Annotated in this window: 20 protein-coding genes; 9 read left to right on the forward strand and 11 right to left on the reverse strand. The window is 43.2% G+C overall.

Annotated elements, in window-relative coordinates:
• Nucleotides 1-69: 69 nt before the first annotated feature.
• The 8 genes from MHN79_RS10085 (at nt 70) to yddG (ending at nt 7,210) form a co-directional block, all read left to right on the forward strand.
• Entirely contained in the window at nt 70-1,503 is a 1,434-nt protein-coding gene (locus MHN79_RS10085; RefSeq protein ID WP_239172787.1) for a PLP-dependent aminotransferase family protein, read from the forward strand.
• Between the two features lie 39 nt (nt 1,504-1,542).
• Nucleotides 1,543-2,301, forward strand: coding sequence for a class II glutamine amidotransferase (locus MHN79_RS10090; RefSeq protein ID WP_239172788.1), 759 nt, complete (start codon nt 1,543-1,545; stop codon nt 2,299-2,301).
• Nucleotides 2,302-2,316: 15 nt separating this feature from the next.
• A complete protein-coding gene (locus MHN79_RS10095; RefSeq protein ID WP_239172789.1) occupies nt 2,317-3,240 on the forward strand; it encodes a LysR family transcriptional regulator in 924 nt (307 codons plus the stop codon).
• An 86-nt stretch (nt 3,241-3,326) separates the two neighbouring features.
• Nucleotides 3,327-3,941: a LysE family translocator gene (locus tag MHN79_RS10100; RefSeq protein ID WP_239172790.1), complete on the forward strand. Its 615-nt coding sequence runs from the start codon at nt 3,327-3,329 to the stop codon at nt 3,939-3,941.
• Nucleotides 3,942-4,010: 69 nt separating this feature from the next.
• A complete protein-coding gene (locus MHN79_RS10105) occupies nt 4,011-4,991 on the forward strand; it encodes a Gfo/Idh/MocA family oxidoreductase (protein WP_239172791.1) in 981 nt (326 codons plus the stop codon).
• Nucleotides 4,992-5,185: 194 nt separating this feature from the next.
• Nucleotides 5,186-5,680, forward strand: a complete 495-nt coding sequence (locus MHN79_RS10110) for a GNAT family N-acetyltransferase (RefSeq protein ID WP_275436238.1) — start codon at nt 5,186-5,188, stop codon at nt 5,678-5,680.
• A gap of 153 nt (nt 5,681-5,833) precedes the next feature.
• The gene (locus tag MHN79_RS10115; RefSeq protein ID WP_239172830.1) at nt 5,834-6,229 is read left to right on the forward strand and encodes an OsmC family protein; all 396 of its coding nucleotides are present in this window, start codon (nt 5,834-5,836) and stop codon (nt 6,227-6,229) included.
• A 54-nt stretch (nt 6,230-6,283) separates the two neighbouring features.
• Complete coding sequence (gene yddG / locus MHN79_RS10120) at nt 6,284-7,210, forward strand: aromatic amino acid DMT transporter YddG (protein ID WP_239172792.1); 927 nt, start codon at nt 6,284-6,286, stop codon at nt 7,208-7,210.
• Between the two features lies 1 nt (nt 7,211).
• Here yddG and MHN79_RS10125 read toward each other — a convergent pair whose 3' ends face one another.
• From MHN79_RS10125 to MHN79_RS10160, 8 genes are all read right to left on the reverse strand, one after another.
• The gene (locus MHN79_RS10125) at nt 7,212-7,703 is read right to left on the reverse strand and encodes a L,D-transpeptidase family protein (protein ID WP_114783791.1); all 492 of its coding nucleotides are present in this window, start codon (nt 7,701-7,703) and stop codon (nt 7,212-7,214) included.
• A 61-nt stretch (nt 7,704-7,764) separates the two neighbouring features.
• Nucleotides 7,765-7,950, reverse strand: a complete 186-nt coding sequence (locus MHN79_RS10130; protein WP_239172793.1) for a RuvA C-terminal domain-containing protein — start codon at nt 7,948-7,950, stop codon at nt 7,765-7,767.
• Between the two features lie 54 nt (nt 7,951-8,004).
• Nucleotides 8,005-9,639, reverse strand: a complete 1,635-nt coding sequence (locus MHN79_RS10135; protein WP_239172794.1) for a BatD family protein — start codon at nt 9,637-9,639, stop codon at nt 8,005-8,007.
• 2 nt (nt 9,640-9,641) lie between these two features.
• The gene (locus MHN79_RS10140) at nt 9,642-11,420 is read right to left on the reverse strand and encodes a VWA domain-containing protein (RefSeq protein WP_239172795.1); all 1,779 of its coding nucleotides are present in this window, start codon (nt 11,418-11,420) and stop codon (nt 9,642-9,644) included.
• Nucleotides 11,413-12,381 (reverse strand): VWA domain-containing protein, encoded by a 969-nt coding sequence (locus MHN79_RS10145; RefSeq protein WP_239172796.1) that lies wholly within the window; start codon nt 12,379-12,381, stop codon nt 11,413-11,415. The genes MHN79_RS10140 and MHN79_RS10145 overlap by 8 nt, the downstream gene beginning before the upstream one ends.
• On the reverse strand, nt 12,374-12,847 hold the full coding sequence (locus MHN79_RS10150) for a DUF4381 domain-containing protein (RefSeq protein WP_239172797.1): 474 nt from the start codon (nt 12,845-12,847) through the stop codon (nt 12,374-12,376). The genes MHN79_RS10145 and MHN79_RS10150 overlap by 8 nt, the downstream gene beginning before the upstream one ends.
• Entirely contained in the window at nt 12,844-13,770 is a 927-nt protein-coding gene (locus MHN79_RS10155; RefSeq protein WP_239172798.1) for a DUF58 domain-containing protein, read from the reverse strand. Before MHN79_RS10155 ends, MHN79_RS10150 begins: the two co-directional genes overlap by 4 nt.
• 9 nt (nt 13,771-13,779) lie before the next feature.
• The gene (locus tag MHN79_RS10160; protein ID WP_239172799.1) at nt 13,780-14,736 is read right to left on the reverse strand and encodes a MoxR family ATPase; all 957 of its coding nucleotides are present in this window, start codon (nt 14,734-14,736) and stop codon (nt 13,780-13,782) included.
• A 311-nt stretch (nt 14,737-15,047) separates the two neighbouring features.
• Between MHN79_RS10160 and MHN79_RS10165 the strand changes: the two genes are divergently transcribed.
• Entirely contained in the window at nt 15,048-15,248 is a 201-nt protein-coding gene (locus tag MHN79_RS10165; protein ID WP_239172800.1) for a restriction endonuclease subunit S, read from the forward strand.
• Between the two features lie 41 nt (nt 15,249-15,289).
• Here the strand turns inward: MHN79_RS10165 and MHN79_RS10170 are convergent, their stop codons facing one another.
• From MHN79_RS10170 to MHN79_RS10180, 3 genes are all read right to left on the reverse strand, one after another.
• The gene (locus MHN79_RS10170) at nt 15,290-17,317 is read right to left on the reverse strand and encodes a methyl-accepting chemotaxis protein (protein WP_239172801.1); all 2,028 of its coding nucleotides are present in this window, start codon (nt 17,315-17,317) and stop codon (nt 15,290-15,292) included.
• A gap of 247 nt (nt 17,318-17,564) precedes the next feature.
• The gene (locus MHN79_RS10175; RefSeq protein WP_239172802.1) at nt 17,565-18,473 is read right to left on the reverse strand and encodes an aldo/keto reductase family oxidoreductase; all 909 of its coding nucleotides are present in this window, start codon (nt 18,471-18,473) and stop codon (nt 17,565-17,567) included.
• Nucleotides 18,474-18,582: 109 nt separating this feature from the next.
• Entirely contained in the window at nt 18,583-20,409 is a 1,827-nt protein-coding gene (locus MHN79_RS10180; RefSeq protein ID WP_239172803.1) for an FG-GAP repeat protein, read from the reverse strand.
• Between the last annotated feature and the right edge of the window lie 73 nt (nt 20,410-20,482).

The raw sequence follows: 20,482 nt of genomic DNA on the forward strand, positions 1-20,482 counted from the left end.
ACACTTGACTTTGTGTTACTAATCTAGACTTAAACTGGTATTCTATTAAGCACCAGTTTTATTATATTTATGGGACCAATTTTGGCTTTGATTGATGTCGGAGACTTGACTCTCAGCGGTGGTAAGGAAACACTTCAGCAGCAGCTATTTAATGCAGTGAAAGCTAAAATTGTTGGTGGTTTATGGCCGTTGCAAGGAAGACTGCCTTCCAGTCGAAAACTTTCGCTTGAACTGGGTATCAGTCGCAATACGGTTAATGGTGCTTATGAGCAGCTTGTGGCTGAAGGTTATGTTGAAAGCAAGCCCGGTTCAGGGTTTTATGTTTCGTTGGAGCTACCGGGTAACTTTTTACCAGAAATGGATACAGATTGCCTGATTGTTCAACCCTTGGTTTCGGCCAGCCGTAATACTTCATTTGATCGCGGCGTTCCAGAATTAAAGCAATTTCCCATGAAAACTTGGCACCGGCTAATACAAAGGCATGCTTTGCGCGTTAGTTTACTGGGGAGTCAAGATATTCAAGGGTGCATGGCACTTAGATTAGCGTTATCCGAATATCTGTCAGCAAGCCGCTCAGTCAGTTGTTCTGCCGATAATATCATTATCACTGCTGGCGCTCAGCAAGCACTAATGATTGCAGCCATGAGTGTCCTATCTAGCCATGACACTATCCTTATGGAACAACCTGGTTACACGCAAATGGCTAAGATTATCGAACTCAATCACTACCAATTGGAACCCTTGCAAGTGAGAGAGTTAATAGGGTTTGACTTGCAAGATGTATTTAGAAGTCATGCGCGCGCATTATATATAACACCCAGTAATCAGTACCCCATGGGGACCACGCTTGATACGGAAGCCCGTTTGCAGCTTGTTAAGTGGGCCCAAAAACGGCAAAGCTGGATAATTGAAGATGACTATGACAGCGAATTTCAGTTTGCTCATCGGCCTTATTCTTGTTTACAGGGCTTAGCTGCCCAGATAGGTCTATCAAAGCATGTCATGTACACTGGTTCAATGAGCAAAGTGATGTTTAACGGCTTAAGGTTAGGTTACCTAGTTGTTCCACCGTTTCATGTTCAACGCTGCCTTGAGATAAAAGATGCATTGAGCGGCGATTCTCCCTCCCATACGCAGGCGGCGCTGGCAGACTTTATCTCTGAGGGGCACTTGTTGCGCCACATTCGAAAGATGCGTCGTCTGTATAAACTCAAGTATCAAACCCTGATTGATAGTTTTGAACTGCATTTAGGAAAAGACGTGATCGTGATTAGTCAAGCGGCAGGTCTGCATGTCACCGTCAAGTGGGAAGGCGGGATAAGCGAGCAAGAATGGGTAGAAAGGGCAGCGAGTTACCATATTAACATACAGGCATTGAGCTACTATGAACATAGCAGGGTAGTGAATCGATCGTGGCAAGCGGTAGTGCTGGGTTTTGGCAACATGCCGCTAGAAGAGATAGGGCCTAATATAGAATTACTTGCTAGGTTGTTTAAATCATGATTCTATGCCTAATCTTATCAATAGTTTTAAGGAGTTTTTATGTGCCGTTGGTTAGCTTATCAGGGTGAATCAATTTATCTCGATGAGTTGGTGTACGAGCCTGAGCACTCATTAGTGCAGCAGAGTATCGATGCCAGAAAAGCGGTTACGCGAGTAAATGCAGATGGTTTTGGCCTTGGTTGGTATACAGAAAGAGAGACTCCTGGTCAATTTCACGAGGTATTACCAGCGTGGGGGGATGAAAACCTTCGCTCTCTCACCCATCATATCCGCTCTCACCGATTTATGGCGCATGTGCGCTCTTCCACAGGAACTCAAGTGTCTCGGTCCAACTGCCACCCATTTATTATTGATAATTGGATGTTTCTTCACAATGGGCAGATAGGTGAGTTTGAGCAGGTAAAATATGACTTGCATCAGCAGCTACCTGAAGATCTGTTCTTAAAGAGAATGGGAACCACAGACAGTGAGCTTATCTTTCTGCTTATGCTCAAAAATGGTTTGCGAGAACAGCCCGTTAACGCGATAAGACAAACTCTACTGGATATTACTCAGTTAATGGAGAACCGCAACATCAAAGAACCCCTGAAAGCATCAATATGTATTTCCGATGGTGTGAAGCTTTGGGCGGCTCGCTACAGCTCTGATAATGAGGCGCCGACCGTATTCATACGTAAGAAAGGATCTAATATTTCGTTGGCATCTGAGCCTTTGGAGCGAAATCGTGATTGGAAGAAAATTACTGCGCAGAGTATCCTAGTCATTGAAGGTGATACTGTAACCTCGCATACCATTTAGAAGTTTGGCAATTCAATGTCGTTAAACCACATCAATCTTAACTTGCTGCGCTCGTTACAAGTATTACTCGAAGAATGTCATGTAAGCAGAGCTGCATTTAGACTTAATATCACGCAATCAGCAATGAGTCGTCAACTTGCTCAATTGAGAGAATTGTGCAGTGATCCCTTGCTAGTAAGGCAGGGAAACACTTTAGTGCCGACTTCAAAAGCCGTGGGTATGAAAGAGCAGCTCACGTATCTTTTGGAAGAGTTTGAACAACTGCTACAAGACAAGCCATTTGACCCTAAAACGTGGCAACAGGAGTTCGTGTTTTCTTCCAGCGACTATGTGGCTCAGTATATCGTCCCTGATGTGGTTTCTGAGATGGTAAAACAAGCGCCTAATGTGAATCTCGCTTATCGCTTATGGAAGCCAGACTATATGCAGAATTTTTCTGAGATGGGGATACATTTGGCTTCTACTATGCAGCCTAAAAAGCCCGAAAATATGATGAGTATTAAGATTGGCGAAGATACATCTGTATGTCTAATGCGCAGAGGACACCCGGCATCAAAAAATAGAAACCTAACGGTTAATGATTTAGCTTATTACCCGCACGTTAAAGTAACGGGTGGGGGAGATAAAGACTCAATAGCAGACCAGGCATTGCGAACCATGGGAGTGGATCGTCGTATCGCATTACAAATTCCATTTTTCTCGGCAGCAGTGAATGCGTTGCTCTCAAGTGACTATCTTATGATAGTTCCTGAGCATATAGCGGCAAATCTATCTCAAGAGCATCCACTGATGTTTTCTTCTCTGCCATTTGATCCTGAACCTCACCGATATTGGCTGATGTGGCATCCAAAATACGATCAAGACAAGGCACATTCTTGGATACGTGACTTGATACTCGGTTGCATTCGTACATCCAAACACTCAGTCGCTATGATTTAAAATCATAACAGATATCGCTAGTTTTGATTTCAAATCATCTCTCTGATTCGATAATCTAAAAGCATGGGATCTTTTAGAGAAATAGTATGACAATCACAATTTGGTTATCACTTTTTACAATCTGTATTTTAGGAGCCATGTCACCGGGGCCTAGCCTTGCTATGGTCGCGAAGCATAGTCTAACTGGTGGTCGGGGAAATGGGTTAGCGACAGCTTGGGCCCATGCTTTGGGTATTGGTGTTTATGCGTTCGTGACTTTGATTGGTTTGGCTGTGGTCCTTCAGCAGTCACCTCTGATCTTCAAAGCGATTAGCTATTGTGGTGCCGGGTATCTAGCCTATCTTGGTTATAATGCATTGCGCTCTAAAGGAGGCGTGGCAGCAAAGCTGGAATCTGGTGAAGAGACCTCGCTGTGGCAATCCGCAAAGGAAGGTTTTCTAATTTCGATTCTCAGCCCTAAGATCGCGCTATTCTTTATTGCTTTGTTTAGTCAATTCGTTGCCGTTGGAGACAGCCTAACTGCAAAGTTAGTGATTGTTTTGACTCCGCTAGTAATTGACGGTTTGTGGTACACCATCATTACTTTTTTACTATCAAGTCCGCGCCTGTTAGATAAAATTCGGTCCAAAGTGCAATTAATAGATCGCTTGTCAGGTATTGTTTTGATACTTTTGGCATTAAGGGTTGTTATGACTGTATAGCACGACAAATTTTCGCGTAATTTAACAAAAGGAGCGGTTTGCTCCTTTTGTTATGGTTGGAGAAAAGTGATGATAAGACTTGCCATAGTGGGGACTAACTGGATTACTGACCAGTTTATTGAAGCGGCGTTGAAAACCCAAAAGTACCAACTCGTTGGTGTGTATTCTCGTTCACTTGACAAAGCGAGAGAGTTTTCTGAGAAGTATGGCTCTTTGGCTTTGTATGATGATTTTGATGCGTTTGCAAAGTGCTCGTCGATTGACGCTGTCTATATTGCCAGCCCAAATTCACTTCATGCACCTCAAGCAATAAAATTACTCGAATCGGGTAAACATGTCATCTGCGAAAAGCCCTTGGCAGCCAACGATACGTTAGCAAAAAAAATGTATCGAACGGCCTTGGATAATGAAGTTGTCTTATTTGAAGCTTTTATGTCCCCTCACACTCCAAACTTTAAACTGCTTAAACAGCATTGCAGCAAGCTTGGTAAGCTTCGCAAAGCTTTTATCACTTATTGCCAGTACTCTTCTCGTTATCCTAGATATCTTGCTGGGGAGATGCCTAATACTTTTAACCCAAAATTTGCCAATGGCTCAGTGATGGATATTGGCTACTATTGTGTAGGCTCGGCGGTGGAGTTATTTGGCGAGCCGCTGTCTGTTAAAGCACATGCCCAGCTTTTAGATTCAGGGGTCGATGGTAGCGGTAGCATTATTTTAGGTTATGATGGATTTGAAGTGGTTCTTCAGCACTCAAAAACTAGTGATTCTTATCTACCGAGCGAGATTCAAGGTGAAGAAGGTGCGCTGCTAATGGAAATGATTGCTACCGGTAAAAAGTTAACCAAGATTACCAAAGGCAGTATAGGCATTGATTTAACGGTCAAACAAGACCCTAACCCCATGTATTATGAAGCTCTGGCGTTTGCTGACCAATATGCTCAGAATCAAATTGATGAAGCGTGCATGAAGCGCTCATTGATAGTGGCTAAATTATTGACAGAAATTCGCAGACAAACGGGTGTGAAGTTTCCAACTGATGGAGAGTGAAAATTATTCTAATGAGTTTGGAAGTAAAGCTGTCAGAAATAGATATTATGAAATCTAATCTCTATTAACTCTATATAACTTATTGATTAACAGTTGAACTAACATAGTTAACCTTGCATTATAAAAAGTGGAAAGCGAGATTTTGAACAATATAGACCTTGTGTTGTTTCATGAATTTTAAGTAAGGAAAGCATTTGAAAATAAGACGTATGGAAGATTCTGACTGCAAAGAACTTCATCAAATTTATAGCTATACATCTGTATCCGAGAATACATCTCAACTACCTTTCCTCAACTCTTCCCATGTCTCTGGGCTGTTTTCAGGTTCAGAACAGTACACATTAGTTGCAGAGATTGATGGAGACCTTGTCGGGCATGTAACTCTGTTTTTAACCAATAAAATACGTGATAGACACTGTGCGGGCATCGCTATTGCAGTTCATCCAAACAGCCACGGTAAAGGCGTTGGTAAAGCCCTTATGAAGGAAGCCATTAATCAGGCAGATAATTGGCTAAATTTAGTTCGAGTTGAGCTTGAAGTTCATACTGATAACCTGTCAGCGGTTTCTCTCTATGAAAAAGTCGGTTTTGAAACTGAAGGTATTAAACGTCTCAGTACATTTAAGAATGGTCGCTACATTGATATGCTGCTAATGTCTCGGATTAACCCACATTTTCAGGAACCCTAATAAACAATGATTCAATCAAGTTAACAATGATTAGTGTTTTAGCTTTGTCTCACCATGCAATGGTTAAATCAAGGCTCTTTAATGAATTTTATGTAGATAATTAAAAGTCACTCAAGTAAGTGGCTTTGTCACTTTAAATTGGACATGAGAATGATGAAAGCAGAAGTTAAGTGGCTCGAAGACCTTAAGTTCGTTGGTAAAACTGATAAAAAACAAGAAATTATTTTTGGGGCAGGTGACAGTGCACTTGTATCACCAATGGAAATGGTACTTATGGCGGCAGGTGGATGCAGCTCTGTTGATGTCGTTGATGGATTGAAGCAACATGGACAACGAGTTTCTGCGTGCAGCGCCAAGTTGACCACTGAACGTCGTGATACTGCCCCTCGACTATTTACTAAGGTAAATATTCACTTTGAAATATCCGGAGACGGCTTGGACACTGACATTGTTGAGAAGGTCACGGCAGACTCACTACAAAAATATTGCTCAGTGTGCTTAATGCTGGGGGCTGGTGTCGAAATGACCCACAGCTGGGAAGTGATTTAGTACTGCAATGAACCTATCGCTGTTTTACGCGTCCTATAAAGTTGTTATTAAGGGTTGGATTTGAATAGGCATAGATTTACTTGCTGTGGTGTTTTAGCCATTCTGCTTTGGAGCAGTGTGACTGGGATGGCGCGAGCGGTCACAGAATTACTAGGACCTGAGGGCGGCGCTGCAGCGATTTATACAGTCGCTGCTTGTTTTCTGGTACTTGTGATGGGGCTTCCTACACTAAAACGTTACCCTATAAGGTATGTTTTAGTAGGGGGTGGGTTGTTTGTTGCTTATGAAGTTTGTTTAGTCCTTTCTATCGGATTAGCACACTCACGTCAGCAAGCTATTGAAATGTTGGTGATCAATTATCTCTGGCCAGCGCTCACTGTTTTATTGGCAGTGCTGGCAAGTCCTAAAAAGACCAATCTACTCATTTATCCTGCCATTGCACTAGCGTTTTTTGGAGTCGCGTGGAGCATTTCTGGTGAACAAGGTTTATCTATCAATCAGATAGTAGCGAATGTGAAAACGAACCCAATTACTTATTCCATGGCATTCGTTGGGGCATTTTTGTGGGCAATTTACTGTAACCTGACGAAACGCTTGGCTGGTGGGCAAAATGCTATTACCCTATTTTTTATCATGACGGCTATCGCGCTATGGGCCAACTATGCGATTACGGCAGACCAAGATATGAGTTTGGATCTCGAATCCGCTACCTGGCTTATTCTCGCTGGAGTGGCGATGGGAAGCGGTTATGCGCTGTGGAATTATGCAATCATAGGGGGCAACATGGTGTTTTTAGCGACCTTATCATACTTTACTCCTGTACTCTCCACGGTTATCTCATCTTTCATATTGGGGTTAGTACTTACTGATACATTTTTACAGGGTGTCGTTTTAGTGACATTAGGTTCTTTGCTTTGCTGGTGGGCTACACGCGAGTCGAAAAAGGTTGGAACTGAGGAAGGGAAAATTTTTGACAGCTGATTTACCATCGAATATCAATCGGGGTGCCTGGTTGGACTAGAGTGAGTAACTCATCCATCTCTTCGTTGGTGATAGCAATACAGCCATTGGTCCAGTCAAAGCTTTGAACAAAGTTAGCTGGGCGAGTTTCGCCATTTCGTAGGCCATGGATTTTGATATTTCCACCAGGCTTTATTCTCCGTGTGGTTGCATAATCGATATCACTTTGGTTAGGGTAGCTGATGTGGATTGAACGATAAAATTCTGATTCATCGATAATAAAGTCTAAGTAGTAACGCCCTTCTGGCGTGCGTTGATCACCTTCTTGTCTTTTGTGGCCTTTTGGTGATTTCCCTAACGCAATGCGAAACTCACGTATGATTTGATGATCATCAATCAAATACATTCGGCGCTTCGACTTATCGACTTTGACTAAATCAACTTGTGCCACCGAGATAGACGTGAAAATAAGACAGCACGCTGTGATAGCAATTTGAGCAATCTTAAGCTTCATTTCCCTTCCACTTAAAATAGAAAGGTAGCGTTTTAGCTACCTTTCGTGACAAATTATTTCATCAGGGCGAAATAGAGAACATATCACGCTCTGTAAATCCCAGATTTTTTAATGCTTCGATTGCTTCCGCGCGACTCTTGGCGTCAACTTCAAGGGAAGCCATATGGGAACCATCAAAATAAACGATGACATAATGAGTACTGGGATCTGGCTTTTCAATTGCCGACATCATTCCTCCAGTTACCATTTCTCAATGTACTAGGACCTGAATAATGCCTCTTTTTTCTTGCCTTCATCTCGGTTACAGCTTAGCCAGTTCCTCCTCAGGCCTATTATTTGAACGAGGCATCTTGTCCACCTTTTTAATAAGTTTAAGCAGGTTTGTTGCATTCCAGCCAGTTTCTTGCGAAGAAAAATAGGATTTCTGCATCAGGTCTAACTCATTTCTTACTTCCTCAATCAAGGTTTTGTCGTCAATACTCACCTGATTTAGCCACTGTGAGGCGCAGTGCTGAGCCTTAAAATAGTCTTTGGACTCTAGAGCATCGATAAGAGCTGAACTTGAATTTGGCTCCAATTTTCGGTTGGTTTTTGGTTCTGAGCCCTGAACTTTACTTCGTACTAGCAGTACACTGGTGATGAGCCAAAGTAGTGCAAATAGGGCGGTGAGATATGGCCAAAACCCCGCGTCATGCACGGTAATGGTGTTTGTCTCAACAGGTGCTGAATACTGAGGCGCTGGAATTGAATTATTGAGATTCTCTCCTGGCTCAACAGCAAGAGTTAGCCCCTCTAAATGTGCTGTTCTTTGTTTTTTGTTTTGGCTATCCCACCAGTTCAGATCTAAACTTGGTAGCTCGATACTACCAGCCTGTTTAGGGATCAATACTTGTTTAAGCGTCATACGTGTAACGCCACTTTCAAGCTGCGAAAACTGGGGCTTTTCTGCATAAACGCGAATGTTTTCTGGGTAGTTGATATTGAGCTTAGGAAGACGCTCTTGAGGTAATCCTTCTACATCCAAGGTTATCTCACGAGTAATTGAATCGCCCACTTTGGTCGCAAGCTCGGTGCTCGGTGTGATTTTCTCTCCATTGGCTGCTGTCCATGTCTGTTTAAGAGACAGCATCGAAGTGGGTAACCATACGCCAGAGTATCCCTCAGGCTTTGGTTCAACATTTATGTTAAAGATTTCTGCGGGGATATTGACCGAGACAAGCTTTGTGGTGCCCACTCTATCGTTCCCGTAAATTACCGAGCCTTTAAATGCTGCGCTGTGCAAGGTATAGTTTCCTGAGTTGTCGGCTGTCACTCGATAATCTTGGTCAAGTACGGTGACTTCAACGCCATCAAGTACACTTTGATACTGATTAGGCTCACCAATTTGTGTGAGGGTAAGCCCCTCGACTTTTGGTGGCACAACTTGGGGATTTTGCAAGCGTCTTGGATCCGCTTTAATGATCAATCGCGTTCTTAGCGAAGCACTTTCATTTGGGTAGAGTTGGGTTTTATCTAAAGAAGTTCTGAGCTCGACCAAATCCGATACTTTTGGCTCGTCAGAGTCTTGTGTTACTTGTATCGCAATGGGTTTAGAGCTATTGCCATCAATGGTAAAAGCAGGAATTTTGGCAAGCCCCAGCTTTTGTGCTGCCAAGGTGATATTCCATTCACTTCTGACGCTCCGATTGCCATTGACAATATTTATTGATGAACCAAAGCTCGGCCTGCTGACGTAGAAATCTTTTTCAAGTGCACTGAAATCTAGGTCATCAGAGGACGCTTTTTCGTCGACCACAATACGCAATTGGAAAACTTCATTTTTGACGACTTTATTCTTGCTTACGGTTGCCCATATGTTGGCAGCGATAGAAACAGGGCTAAAAAAGGCCATTGTTAGAGCGACTAAGCTCATCAGTTTAAATGCTCTTTGATTCATAATTACCACTTCTTACCTGTGTTCTCTGGTGGTTGCTTTGATTTTGCTTGTAATATCAGTTGTGCTTTGAGAAGACGACTGGGATCTCGAGCGCTCTCTACTTGTTCAAGTTTTCGCAGCGCTGGATCGATAGGTTCAGCCCCTTCCTGTCGAGAGAGTTGTTGTGATTCTTGTTCTAAGGGTTTATCGGACGTCTTTATTTCCTTTGGCGTTGATTCCTGCTCAGAAGAGGCTTGGGCCGTTTCATCTTTGTCTTTTGATTGTGGCTTTTGCTGATCGTTTGCCATTTTTTGTTCGTCAGACTGGTTCTGCTTGGACTCTTGATCTTGGGACTTTTCCTCTGCTGTAGAATTTTCCTCTGATTGAGAACCTTGTTGTTGCTCTGATGAAGAATTCTTATCAGACTCTTGTTGCTGTTGCTGTTGCTGTTGCTGTTGCTGTTGCTGTTGCTGTTGCTGTTGTCGAACAATTTCTAGGTTATGTTTGGCATCTGAGTTATCAGGTTGTTGCTCTAGTACTTGTTCATAAAGGCTTATCGCTTGGTCAAAATCTTTGTTTTGAGCATACGCATTGGCAAGGTTATACTTTCCTCTCGGTGTCTGTACGCCCTTTAATGACTCAATGGCAGCAGCAAAATCACCTGCTTCATATTGTGCCATGCCTTGCCATTCTTTATTTTTAAATAGCTCTGCTGCTTGTTTATATTCCTTAGAATCAAACAGCCTTTTTGCTTGCTGATCGTCATTAAGCCAAGGTGAAGCCTCGACACTATTGATGTTCATGGCAGGCAGAATGACAACGAGTAGAGCGAAGACCACCCCACGACGAAACGTGATGAGAGCAGGTATAAGTAATAATGGTACTAACCAGATGCCGTTGTTTACTCGGTCCATGACTTGTTTGGCTTGATTGAGCGTACTGGTTGCTTCCACTTCATTGGTTAATCGACTAATTGCTTCAATATCACTGTTGTTAAGCTGGATAGGAGTGAATAAGCTTTTAGATGTGCGAGCAAGTTTAGCCATGTTGGCGAAATTTGATTTTGCCACTACAGTGTGTCCAGACTCAGATTTAAGCAATGTACCATCGGAGAGCTGGATAGGAGCCCCGGCTTGGCTGCCCACACCTAAAATCGTCAGTCGCCACTTTGTGCCCTTGAGCAGAGTTTCAATGTTATCTGCTTCTTGGTCATCGATGTCGTCTGTAAAGAGCACTAAGTCACCTTGAGACAAGCCAGTATTTTTCATCATACTAATGGCCTGCTCTACAGCAATTGCAGCATTAGCACCTTGAAATGGCATGAGATCTGGGCTGAGATTTGGGATTAAGTTTAAAATGGTATGGGTATCTGACGTCATTGGACTGACGGTATATGCATCTCCGGCATAGACGATAAGACCTGTACTACCTTCACTCCACTGCTTTAGTAAGTCACGGGCTTTATACTTAGCTTGAGTTAGTCGATTCGGTTTAATATCAGTCGCATACATGGACATAGACATATCCATGATAAGCACTCGACCACTTTGGTTGGAAAAGCTTGGCCTTTCTGATGCAGTAAAGCTTGGACCAGCTAAAGCAACAATGGCAATAACCCCTGTGACAGCTGCTATGCTGATGCTCAGGTTACGAGATGAGTTATGACTAAGGCCCATTGCCTTTGCTAAATGCGGTGCAATCAAGGTTTTACTTCGACTGCGCTTAATCAGCCAAATAACCATGATAGCAAGTGGTAGCATCATTGCTAACCACTCTGGGTAAAGAAAGCGAAAATCAGACATGGTTTCTCCTGATAATCAACAATGAAAAGAAGCAGATAAGTGCAATAGCTAAGGGGATAGAGAACCAATCTTGCTGGGGTCGCCAAGTTTGCGTTGTTTGACTAATAGGCTCAAGCTCATTGATGGTATCGTAGATGCTGGAAAGTTCTTGGCTATCTCTGGCTCTGAAGTATTTTCCACCAGTAATTGAAGCAATTTCCTTTAGAGATTTCTCATCTAAATCCTTTGCTGTATTGACTTTTCGAGTCATAAAGAACTCTTTCACCAGCATCTCACCCGCTCCGATACCGACAGTGTAAATGGTGACGTTGTATTTTTTGGCAATATTGGCCGCCTCAATCGGGTCAAGTACGCCTGCGGTATTGGTGCCATCACTGAGTAATATCATCACTCGTTGAGGGGCATCTCCGTCGATGAAAGTTTTGGTCGCTAAACCTATCCCTTCACCTATGGCTGTCTTATCGCCAATCAGGCGAAGAACAGTCTGGTTGAGCTGCTGACTGACTGTTTTCCTGTCTAGCGTTAGTGGGGTTTGCAAATAAGCATGATCGGCGAATAGAACTAAGCCCAAACGATCCCCTTGGCGCCGACTAATAAAGTCGCCTAATACCTGTTTTACCGCCGTTAGGCGATCAATGTAATCGCCATTTAACTGCATGTCTTCTTGGCTCATTGAGTACGAGAGATCGACCACTAGCATCATATCTCTGTGCTTAGGTTGTGTGATGACAGGATCGCCGTACCAAACTGGTCTTGCAGATGCAGTAACCAGAGTAATCCAGATCACTGCGGTTAAACCTTTAGCCATTAAACTCCACGATGAGTTACCTGCCGGAGATTGGGGCAGGTAGGGCATATAAACAGGAGATGATGTTTGAGCTGGGGGCAATAAAAAATAAATTAGTAGTGGCAAAGGCAGCAGAAGGAAGTTCCACCACCATACAAACTCTATATTAGCCAACTTTTGTCCTCCTTCGTTTGGGGGGAAGTGCTTCATTGACCCATTGTGAGCAATGAGAGACGAGTTCTGACGCATTACCTAAGGGCTCTTTTGAATAAAGAGCGACCTGCCAGACTTCGTAATTATCTAAAAATATGGGCGCTTTTACCTGCGTATCGAGAAACGCGTACCACTCCTTACCAGTCAATTTAGCGACTTCTTCTCTTGGGTAGTAACACAACGCGGCTTGGCGAAGCAATTCAAACGCTTCTGCTGGCTTTTCACCGGCTTGAATCAACCTTAAAGCGGTTTTCTTTGGCGCCAGCCTTTTTTTATTCCAGCGATAAATGAGCCATATGGCCAAAATAGATAGAAGAGTGGTACCAGCGCTTGCCCACCAACCCCAAGCGATAGGAAACCAAGAGGGGAGCTCAGGCAAATGCATCGGATTGAGTGGTAACAGAGAATCCTTGTTTAATGTGCTCATTGATCACGTCCTGATAATTGTTGTAGTAGTGATTTTTGAGTCGAGAGACAAGTAAAGCTCAAACCATGACTGTGAGATAAGCTTTTTAGCTGATGCTGCTTGCTTTCAAACGCTGCAGCAATCTGATTACGTACTTTGCGAGAAGAAAAGTCTACCCACATGGTACTGCGCTTATCAGACACCTGCTCAACTCCCCGATAGTCCGTAATACCAGACTCCAAGGGGTCGGATATTTGAACTAATCTCACTTGATTGTGGGATCGCAGGCGAGAAATTAACAACTGATTTTGCTCGGAAAAGCGTAAAAAGTCGCTGATTATCACAACTTCGCTGCCTTTAGGGCAAAGACGGTTTAATGCATGAAACCCCTCATTCATATCGTTTGAGCGGATATCAGCGGGATCAAGCAATATGCTTTGATGCAGCTTTACCAAATTTTGGATCATCGCCAACGGACCTTGGTTACGACTGCTTGGCTTAAGCTCGGTAAGCTGATTTCCTGTATCGATAATGGCGCCCACACGGTCTTTTTGTGCCACAGAGAGCCAGGCAATTAAGCTCGCCATATGGGCTGCAAGGACTGACTTAAACATGAGCTTTGAGCCAAAGCGCATGCTGGCGCTCAGGTCAATGTACAAAATAATCGGTTTTTCGCGTTCTTCCGTGAATAACTTTGTATGAGGCTTGCCAGTGCGAGCTGTAACTCGCCAGTCTATGCTACGTACGTCATCGCCGGCTTGGTATTGCCTGACTTCTGCAAAGTCCATCCCTCTGCCAAGTTGCTTACTTTGGTGTTGGCCAAGTACCTGAGACCATAAACTCTTTGCTGGTGGTAACCAGTGAATAGCGTGTTGTTTAAAATACAACAGTTCATCAAGACAAAGATTTACGCCATCAGAATATGGAGATAGCTGTTTATCCATTGGTAAGCCCTACGCGCTGCCTACGAGCGAGAGCAGTCGATTGACGACTTGGTTGGCGCTAATCCCTTCTGCCTGAGCTTGATAGCTAAGTAGGATACGATGTCTAAGGACAGGGAAAGCCATCACTTGAACATCTTCGGCGGTAACATAATCACGGCCTGATAGCCAAGCGTGAGCACGCGCGCACCTATCGAGTGCAATCGTTGCACGTGGGCTGACTCCCATTTCTATCCAATTATTCAGTGTATCGTCGTATTGAGTCGGCTGGCGCGTCGCCATGACAAGTCGGATAATATAGCTCTCGACAGTTTCCGCCATGTGAATATTCAATACTTCTTGTCGTGCGGAAAATATGTCTTGCTGACTAATCTTAGGAGCCGTAATGTTTTGCTTACCTTTGGCCTCTCCTCGATTTAGGCGTAGTATCTCGAGTTCGCTCTGTGCATCAGGATAGTCAACATTAAGGTGCAGAAGAAATCGGTCGAGCTGCGCTTCGGGCAGAGGATAGGTCCCTTCTTGCTCAATAGGGTTCTGTGTTGCCATGACTAGGAACAACTCAGGCAAAGGATAGGTTTTTCTGCCGGCGGTAATTTGCTTCTCAGCCATAGCCTCTAGCATTGCAGCTTGTACTTTTGCTGGCGCTCGGTTGATTTCATCGGCTAGGATTAAAGAGTTAAATATAGGTCCAGCTTGGAAGGTAAACTCCCCTGTTTCTGGGCGGAAAATATCGGTTCCTGTCAGATCCGCGGGTAACAAATCAGGAGTAAATTGTATGCGGTGAAAGTCGCCTTCAATACAATCGGCAAGTGATTTAACCGCTCGGGTTTTCGCAAGGCCTGGCGGCCCCTCGACTAATATGTGCCCATCAGCAAGCAGTGCGACTAAAAGTTGTTTGACTAACTCAGTCTGACCAATGATTTGTGTGCTTAAATACTGCTGTAACTCGTTAAATGGTTGAGAATTCATCAATACTTATCTCCTAACTTTTTCTCTTAGTGGTTTTATTGACGAAAAAGTTCATCTAGTCTGCTTCTATGATCTAGCGATTGAATGATTGTTAATCAAATCAGATACCAGATATAAATATCATTATTTCAATTGCTTACATTATGGGGATTAATGCTCATCTTACAAGTCATCAATATTGAAAAATGGGTTTTACAAACTTGCAAACACCAGCGTTTACTCACGCCAGTATTCGAGAGACAAAACATGGTTAGCTCAGCTTAAGCAGTTAGGGTAAAATAAGGCATTGCGATGAATTGAGCCCCGAAAATATGAGTCACATAGAAAACGAATTAGAGCAGATGGCCAACGAAATTAACGATGAGCCAGAAGTCGCTCTGCCGTCACTTGAAGAACAGAAAATGATAGTGTCCGAGCTGAAAAAGCTTGAGGAAGCAGGGGAGTTAACCCCTGAAGTACTGGAACGTTACTTTGGCAAGTTCTATTCTAAAACGGACAAGCCAGTTCACTAAGCGTAACGTTTATCGCCACTTCTACCGATGACAACCAAGATTTAGCTTGTCGAGGATGGTGGATCGTAACGGTGAGACTTTTTAAAATAGTTAAACAGCGCTTTTAATATGGTTTTATCTGTGACGGATGCGCCATCAAATTTTAAGCCATAACTGAAATAATCTTCGACAGGGACGACGTGCATAATGGTGGCTTTAATCGTTATGCTTGTTCTGCCATGTGTTGCGACTTCTTGTGGTAGTTTAACTTCTATATCGACAAGGCTATCGCCCTTAAATTCGGTATTGGAGCGGACTTTGGCGCCTTCCATACTAATGTCACTTGTTAGTCCTTCAGCATGAGTACTTCCCTGTGACATTTTTACCCTAATTTTGTTATCTGCTCTTGGCTCGGCACGTTGCTCATCTTCTGGCATTGCCATCGATTCATTGATATTTGTTTCAAAGCCTCTTAGCTGTCTGTCGAGTGTCTCGGATATTTCATGTAGGTCACTGGCAACCAGCGAGGTTGTCTTGGCTTTACTGCTACTTTCTGAGAGCACTTTAAACAGCTCTTTCAACTTGGTGTCTAGATATTGCAGATTGTCAGCTTGCTCTCGGTTGAAATTAGCAATCACTTCGGCACTCTCAGTGGTTTTACTAATTCCATCAGACATGGTGGTAAAAGACTCGACGGTATTCGCAGAGGTTTTCTGAGTTTGATGTACAGCGCCAACCACGGCTTGCATTGAGTTGACCGAGTTTTCCACTTTTTCCATCAGTTGAGTGATAAGGTCTGATATTTCTTGGCTTGAGCTTGATGTTCTTGCAGCTAGATTTCTTACCTCATCTGCTACAACGGCAAAGCCTCTACCTTGATCGCCAGCGCGTGCAGCTTCTATTGCAGCGTTAAGTGCGAGTAAGTTTGTTTGCTCGGCAATATTGTGAATAGACTCTGTGATTTCATTGATTTGAAGGGTGAAGTTTTTCAGCTCCTCGATTTGTTCCGCGGTATGGTTAACAGAGTCCACGGCCGTGTTAAGCTCTTGAATACTGTTATTGACAACAACAATGCCTGATTGGGCGGTTTCCATGGTTGTTTTAGATGTGCTCTCGGTGCTTTTAATGTGTTCGCTGACTACATCAGAAATCTCCAGCAGCGATGTAATGGCTTCGAGTACCTGAGATGAGTTTTCTTGCTCTAACTGACTGCTTGATGATATTTCAGAAGAAACCGCTGAAACTTGGTGAGCGGAATGCGCCATTTGGCGACTATTTTGTTGGACGACATTAATCACATCATGCAGAGACACACGCATCTGCTCGATGTTTTGGGTTAGGTTGCCCATCTCATTGTTAAAATGCTCTTTTTCGTTGTAATCTTTTAGATCACCTGTGGTTATGCGCTGGGTGGTTTTTATTGCTTGTCCGATAGGCCCGAGCACATTTCGCAATGTTAGTTCGGCGAGAATTAATGTAAGTAACACCGAGAAAACTGCGATGATGATTTGATTGCGCTCCATTGTAAGAATCTTCTCGAAGGATTCATCATTAAACATGAGTACGGCTTTATTCATGTTTGCCAGCACTTTTACACTGTATTCACTGAGCGCTGCGAGGTTTTGAGGGTTATCGCCATCCTCTAAGATACTGGCGACATTTTTCTTTTGTTGCTCCCACATTTGTTTGACTACCTTTAGCTGCTTCTGGATGTGGGGAGGTGCGGGAGGAATATCAACAGGCTTGGTCATGCCTAAGTCTTTGTAGGTTTTTCCTCCACGGGTGAGCGCTTCGAGGGTAATATCAAACAACTGCTGTGTTTTGCGGCTGGCAGAGATGTCGGGCTTACTCTTCTTTTGGTGTGCAATATCCATCGCAAGCAAAAACTCTTTGGTGAATTTCTGAGTCAGCATTCGCTGCCTGCCCGCGATATTGATAACCAAACCATCACTTTTTTGTTTATCGAGAGAGGTGATGGTATAGCCAATGATTGTGGTAAGAATCACAGTAAAAAGTACGGTCAGGAGTCTGAGTTTTGCCTTGAGGCTTAAACTGGCAAAGTTGAACAAAACATGTTTTTGCATTGACATCGATTTTCCTTAAACCTTTCTCGAGTTGATTTTTTAATCACAACTTAAAAGTTATATCCATACTTCACTATCATCAAGTTGGGAAGGCTGATCATTTTTCAATCTGTGGTGTAAAAGGGAGATGTTTTTGATATTGACTCGCTCTGCCTTGGCAGTTCGCAAAGCCCAAACAGTATTGTTAGTAAGAACCTATAAAATAAAAAAGCGCCCTGAATGAGCGCTTATAACTTATAAAATAGTGTTGGACTTAAGGCACATTATGACCTTTAGATGCTACCCATACTCGATACCATTGCTCACGAGTTAATTCTAGTTTGAGGGAGTCTGCGGCTATTTTAACTCTCTCTATTTTGCCTGAACCTATGATTGGTATAGGTTTCGATGGGAGCATTCTTACCCAAGCGTATATAACTTGCTCGATACTCTCTGCCCCTACTTCACATCGAATCGCTTCTAATTCGTCTCTAACCCTTTTGGCTTGCTCGCTTGAACCAGTAAAAATACTGCCTCCACCTAAGCAAGACCAAGCCATTGGTTTGATGCGATTCATCTGGAGCAAGTCCAAAGTTCCATCATGGGCAACATCAAAATTGATAGGGTTTATTTCAACTTGGTTAGTGACCAGAGGCTTGGATAACCGAGATTGGAGTAAATTGAACTGACTTGGGGTAAAGTTTGAAACGCCGAAGTGTTTAACTTTGCCTACTTTGTAGAGTTCACTAAACGCATCAGCAACTTCATCAGCATCCATTAACAAGTCTGGTCTATGGATAAGCAAAAGATCAATCTGTTCTATGCTGAGCCTTTTCAGTGAGTTGTCGACGGACTGATGAATATGCTTGGCACTTGTATCGTAATGGTTAATTTTACGGGTAGGAAATTGTGCGTCACACAGCATAATGTCACACTTAGTCACTATCTCAATCTGTTCTCTGATTGAAGGGTCAAGTTTGAGTGCTTCTCCAAATAATGACTCACACTGATATCCCCCGTAAATATCAGCATGATCAACCGTTGTGATGCCTAAATCTATGTGCTGCTTAAGAAAAGATAATCTACTTTTCGCTGTCATTCCCCATTCAGCAAGCCGCCAATAACCTTGAACCAACTCAGATAATTCTGGCCCTTGGGGAGCAATTGTCATCTTCGATACCATAGCTTTGTTTCTCTTTCGACTAGATTTGGCGTTACAGTATGCTTGTTTAGGACATTACTCAAATGATAAAAATGACAACTGAGAACATGCCGACAAACTATAACTGTCTTTAGAATATGTATGCTGCACCAGAATCCTCGCTTTGATCGTTGTCTTGGCTGTTAATTCCGGTAGCGTCAGAGTCTTCTTCTATAGCTCCAACTGCGAGGGCCTTGCCATCACCCGATAAAGAAATTGAGCCAAATAGATCATCTCTGCCACTATTAGAGGCTTTGATATAAGCTTCTTGACTCCATCGGCTACCAAATCGAAATATATAGGCAGCCCCTGATTCGGCAAGAGTATTATTGTCGTTTCCGTTTGCACCAATCGCGTTAGAGTCCTCTCCTCGTGCTCCGACTGCCAATGATTTTCCGTCTTCGGATAACATAACTGTGCCGCCAAATGAATCTCCCGCACCACCATTTGAGGCTTTAATATAAGCCTGCTGGCTCCAGCCTGAATCACTTAAGCGGAAAATATAGGCAGCTCCCGAGCCCTGAGCACTATTATTATTGGCTCCGATGTTTATTTCGTTTGAATTCGAGCTTTCTTTAGATGCGCCAACCGCTAAGGTCTTTCCGTCCTGTGATAACGATACTGAAACCCCGAATAAATCTCTTGAACCAGTATTTAGAGGTTTAATATAAGCCTGCTGTGTCCAATTTTTATTACTGAACTGAAATACATAAACAGCGCCAGCGTCAACTAAGTCATTATTACTTTCTCCAACATTGATTTCTGTTGAAGATGATCTTTCTTGTGAGGCTCCGACGGCTAGGGTATTACCATCTTCTGATAGGGCAACAGACTCGCCAAATCTATCATCACCATCTGTATTGGAAGCTTTTATATAGGCTTCTTGGCTCCAATTTATACCATCAGAGCGAAACAAGTAGACTGCGCCAGCATCTGTAATGGATGGGCTGTTGCCTTGATCTTGGTTTATCCCTGTTGACGTAGAGGCCTCTTCTGTTGCGCCAACGGCAAGCGTTTTTCCGTCTGCCGATAGGTCGATAGAGTTACCAAATAGATCACCACTGTCAGTGTTGGAAGCTTTTATGAAGGCTTGCTGAGCCCAATTACTACCGTCATAGCTGTAGATGTACACAGCACCAGAATTAGTTGCTGAGCTGGGGCCTGAATTGTTGACGCCTTTTGCATTGGTCGACTCCGTTGGTGCAGCCACAGCAAGTGTATTTCCGTCTGCGGATAAATCGACGCTCATGCCGAACCAAGAATACTCATCTGTATTAGAAGCCTTAATATAAGCTTGTTGATCCCATATACTGCCATCAAACCGAAAGAGGTACGCAGCACCAGCATAAGTAAGCGAATCATTGTCTGAGTCTGAACTATTTATTCCAGTTGCATTTGATGATTCTTCAGGTGCTCCGATGGCGAGTGTCTTACCGTCCCTAGATAGAGAAACACTAAAACCAAACTCATCACCTTTGCCTGTATTAAATGGCTTTATATATTGTATTCTTGGTGTAAGGCTTTGTGGTGATATAGATTTTTCGTTCGAAATTTGCTGGCCAAAATCATTTTTGGCGATAACAAAAAACTGAGCTGATAGGTTCTCTAAAACACCAAAATCCTCTAAGCTCGACTGGGTCGTATTTGTGGAGTCTATGGCATCACAATCATCTTTCATTTGTTGGTTTTTTCTACAAAGAGTGTAGCTATTAGCACCTGTAGACTCACCCCATTTAAATTTGGCTCCTTCAGTGGAGATAACAATTTCTTCCAAATTAAACCGAGATGGTGCTTGATTTTTACTGCTACTGTTCGAGTTAGTGCTAGTTCCGCTGCCATTACCACTGTCTCCACATCCTGATAGCACAATGATCATAAATAAAGTGGTTATTTTGTATTTGGCGGACACATTAAGCATAAGGCTACCCCTCTTTGATGACTGAGTCATTTAAACTTAGGGGTAGGTTAATAGGTACGCAACATTTCTGGGT

It is taken from the genome of Vibrio sp. Of14-4 (assembly GCF_022347625.1).
GTDB classification, from domain to species: Bacteria; Pseudomonadota; Gammaproteobacteria; order Enterobacterales; family Vibrionaceae; genus Vibrio; species Vibrio pristinus.

Excerpts from the sequence above, each read along its gene's own strand:
- MHN79_RS10085 (WP_239172787.1), top strand. The coding sequence starts at position 70 with ATGGGACCAATTTTGGCTTTGATTGATGTCGGAGACTTGACTCTCAGC.
- MHN79_RS10090 (WP_239172788.1), top strand. The coding sequence starts at position 1,543 with ATGTGCCGTTGGTTAGCTTATCAGGGTGAATCAATTTATCTCGATGAG.
- MHN79_RS10095 (WP_239172789.1), top strand. The coding sequence starts at position 2,317 with ATGTCGTTAAACCACATCAATCTTAACTTGCTGCGCTCGTTACAAGTA.
- MHN79_RS10100 (WP_239172790.1), top strand. The coding sequence starts at position 3,327 with ATGACAATCACAATTTGGTTATCACTTTTTACAATCTGTATTTTAGGA.
- MHN79_RS10105 (WP_239172791.1), top strand. The coding sequence starts at position 4,011 with ATGATAAGACTTGCCATAGTGGGGACTAACTGGATTACTGACCAGTTT.
- MHN79_RS10115 (WP_239172830.1), top strand. The coding sequence starts at position 5,834 with ATGAAAGCAGAAGTTAAGTGGCTCGAAGACCTTAAGTTCGTTGGTAAA.
- MHN79_RS10125 (WP_114783791.1), bottom strand. The coding sequence starts at position 7,703 with ATGAAGCTTAAGATTGCTCAAATTGCTATCACAGCGTGCTGTCTTATT.
- MHN79_RS10130 (WP_239172793.1), bottom strand. The coding sequence starts at position 7,950 with ATGGTAACTGGAGGAATGATGTCGGCAATTGAAAAGCCAGATCCCAGT.
- MHN79_RS10135 (WP_239172794.1), bottom strand. The coding sequence starts at position 9,639 with ATGAATCAAAGAGCATTTAAACTGATGAGCTTAGTCGCTCTAACAATG.
- MHN79_RS10140 (WP_239172795.1), bottom strand. The coding sequence starts at position 11,420 with ATGTCTGATTTTCGCTTTCTTTACCCAGAGTGGTTAGCAATGATGCTA.
- MHN79_RS10150 (WP_239172797.1), bottom strand. The coding sequence starts at position 12,847 with ATGAGCACATTAAACAAGGATTCTCTGTTACCACTCAATCCGATGCAT.
- MHN79_RS10155 (WP_239172798.1), bottom strand. The coding sequence starts at position 13,770 with ATGGATAAACAGCTATCTCCATATTCTGATGGCGTAAATCTTTGTCTT.
- MHN79_RS10160 (WP_239172799.1), bottom strand. The coding sequence starts at position 14,736 with ATGAATTCTCAACCATTTAACGAGTTACAGCAGTATTTAAGCACACAA.
- MHN79_RS10165 (WP_239172800.1), top strand. The coding sequence starts at position 15,048 with ATGAGTCACATAGAAAACGAATTAGAGCAGATGGCCAACGAAATTAAC.
- MHN79_RS10170 (WP_239172801.1), bottom strand. The coding sequence starts at position 17,317 with ATGTCAATGCAAAAACATGTTTTGTTCAACTTTGCCAGTTTAAGCCTC.
- MHN79_RS10175 (WP_239172802.1), bottom strand. The coding sequence starts at position 18,473 with ATGGTATCGAAGATGACAATTGCTCCCCAAGGGCCAGAATTATCTGAG.
- MHN79_RS10180 (WP_239172803.1), bottom strand. The coding sequence starts at position 20,409 with ATGCTTAATGTGTCCGCCAAATACAAAATAACCACTTTATTTATGATC.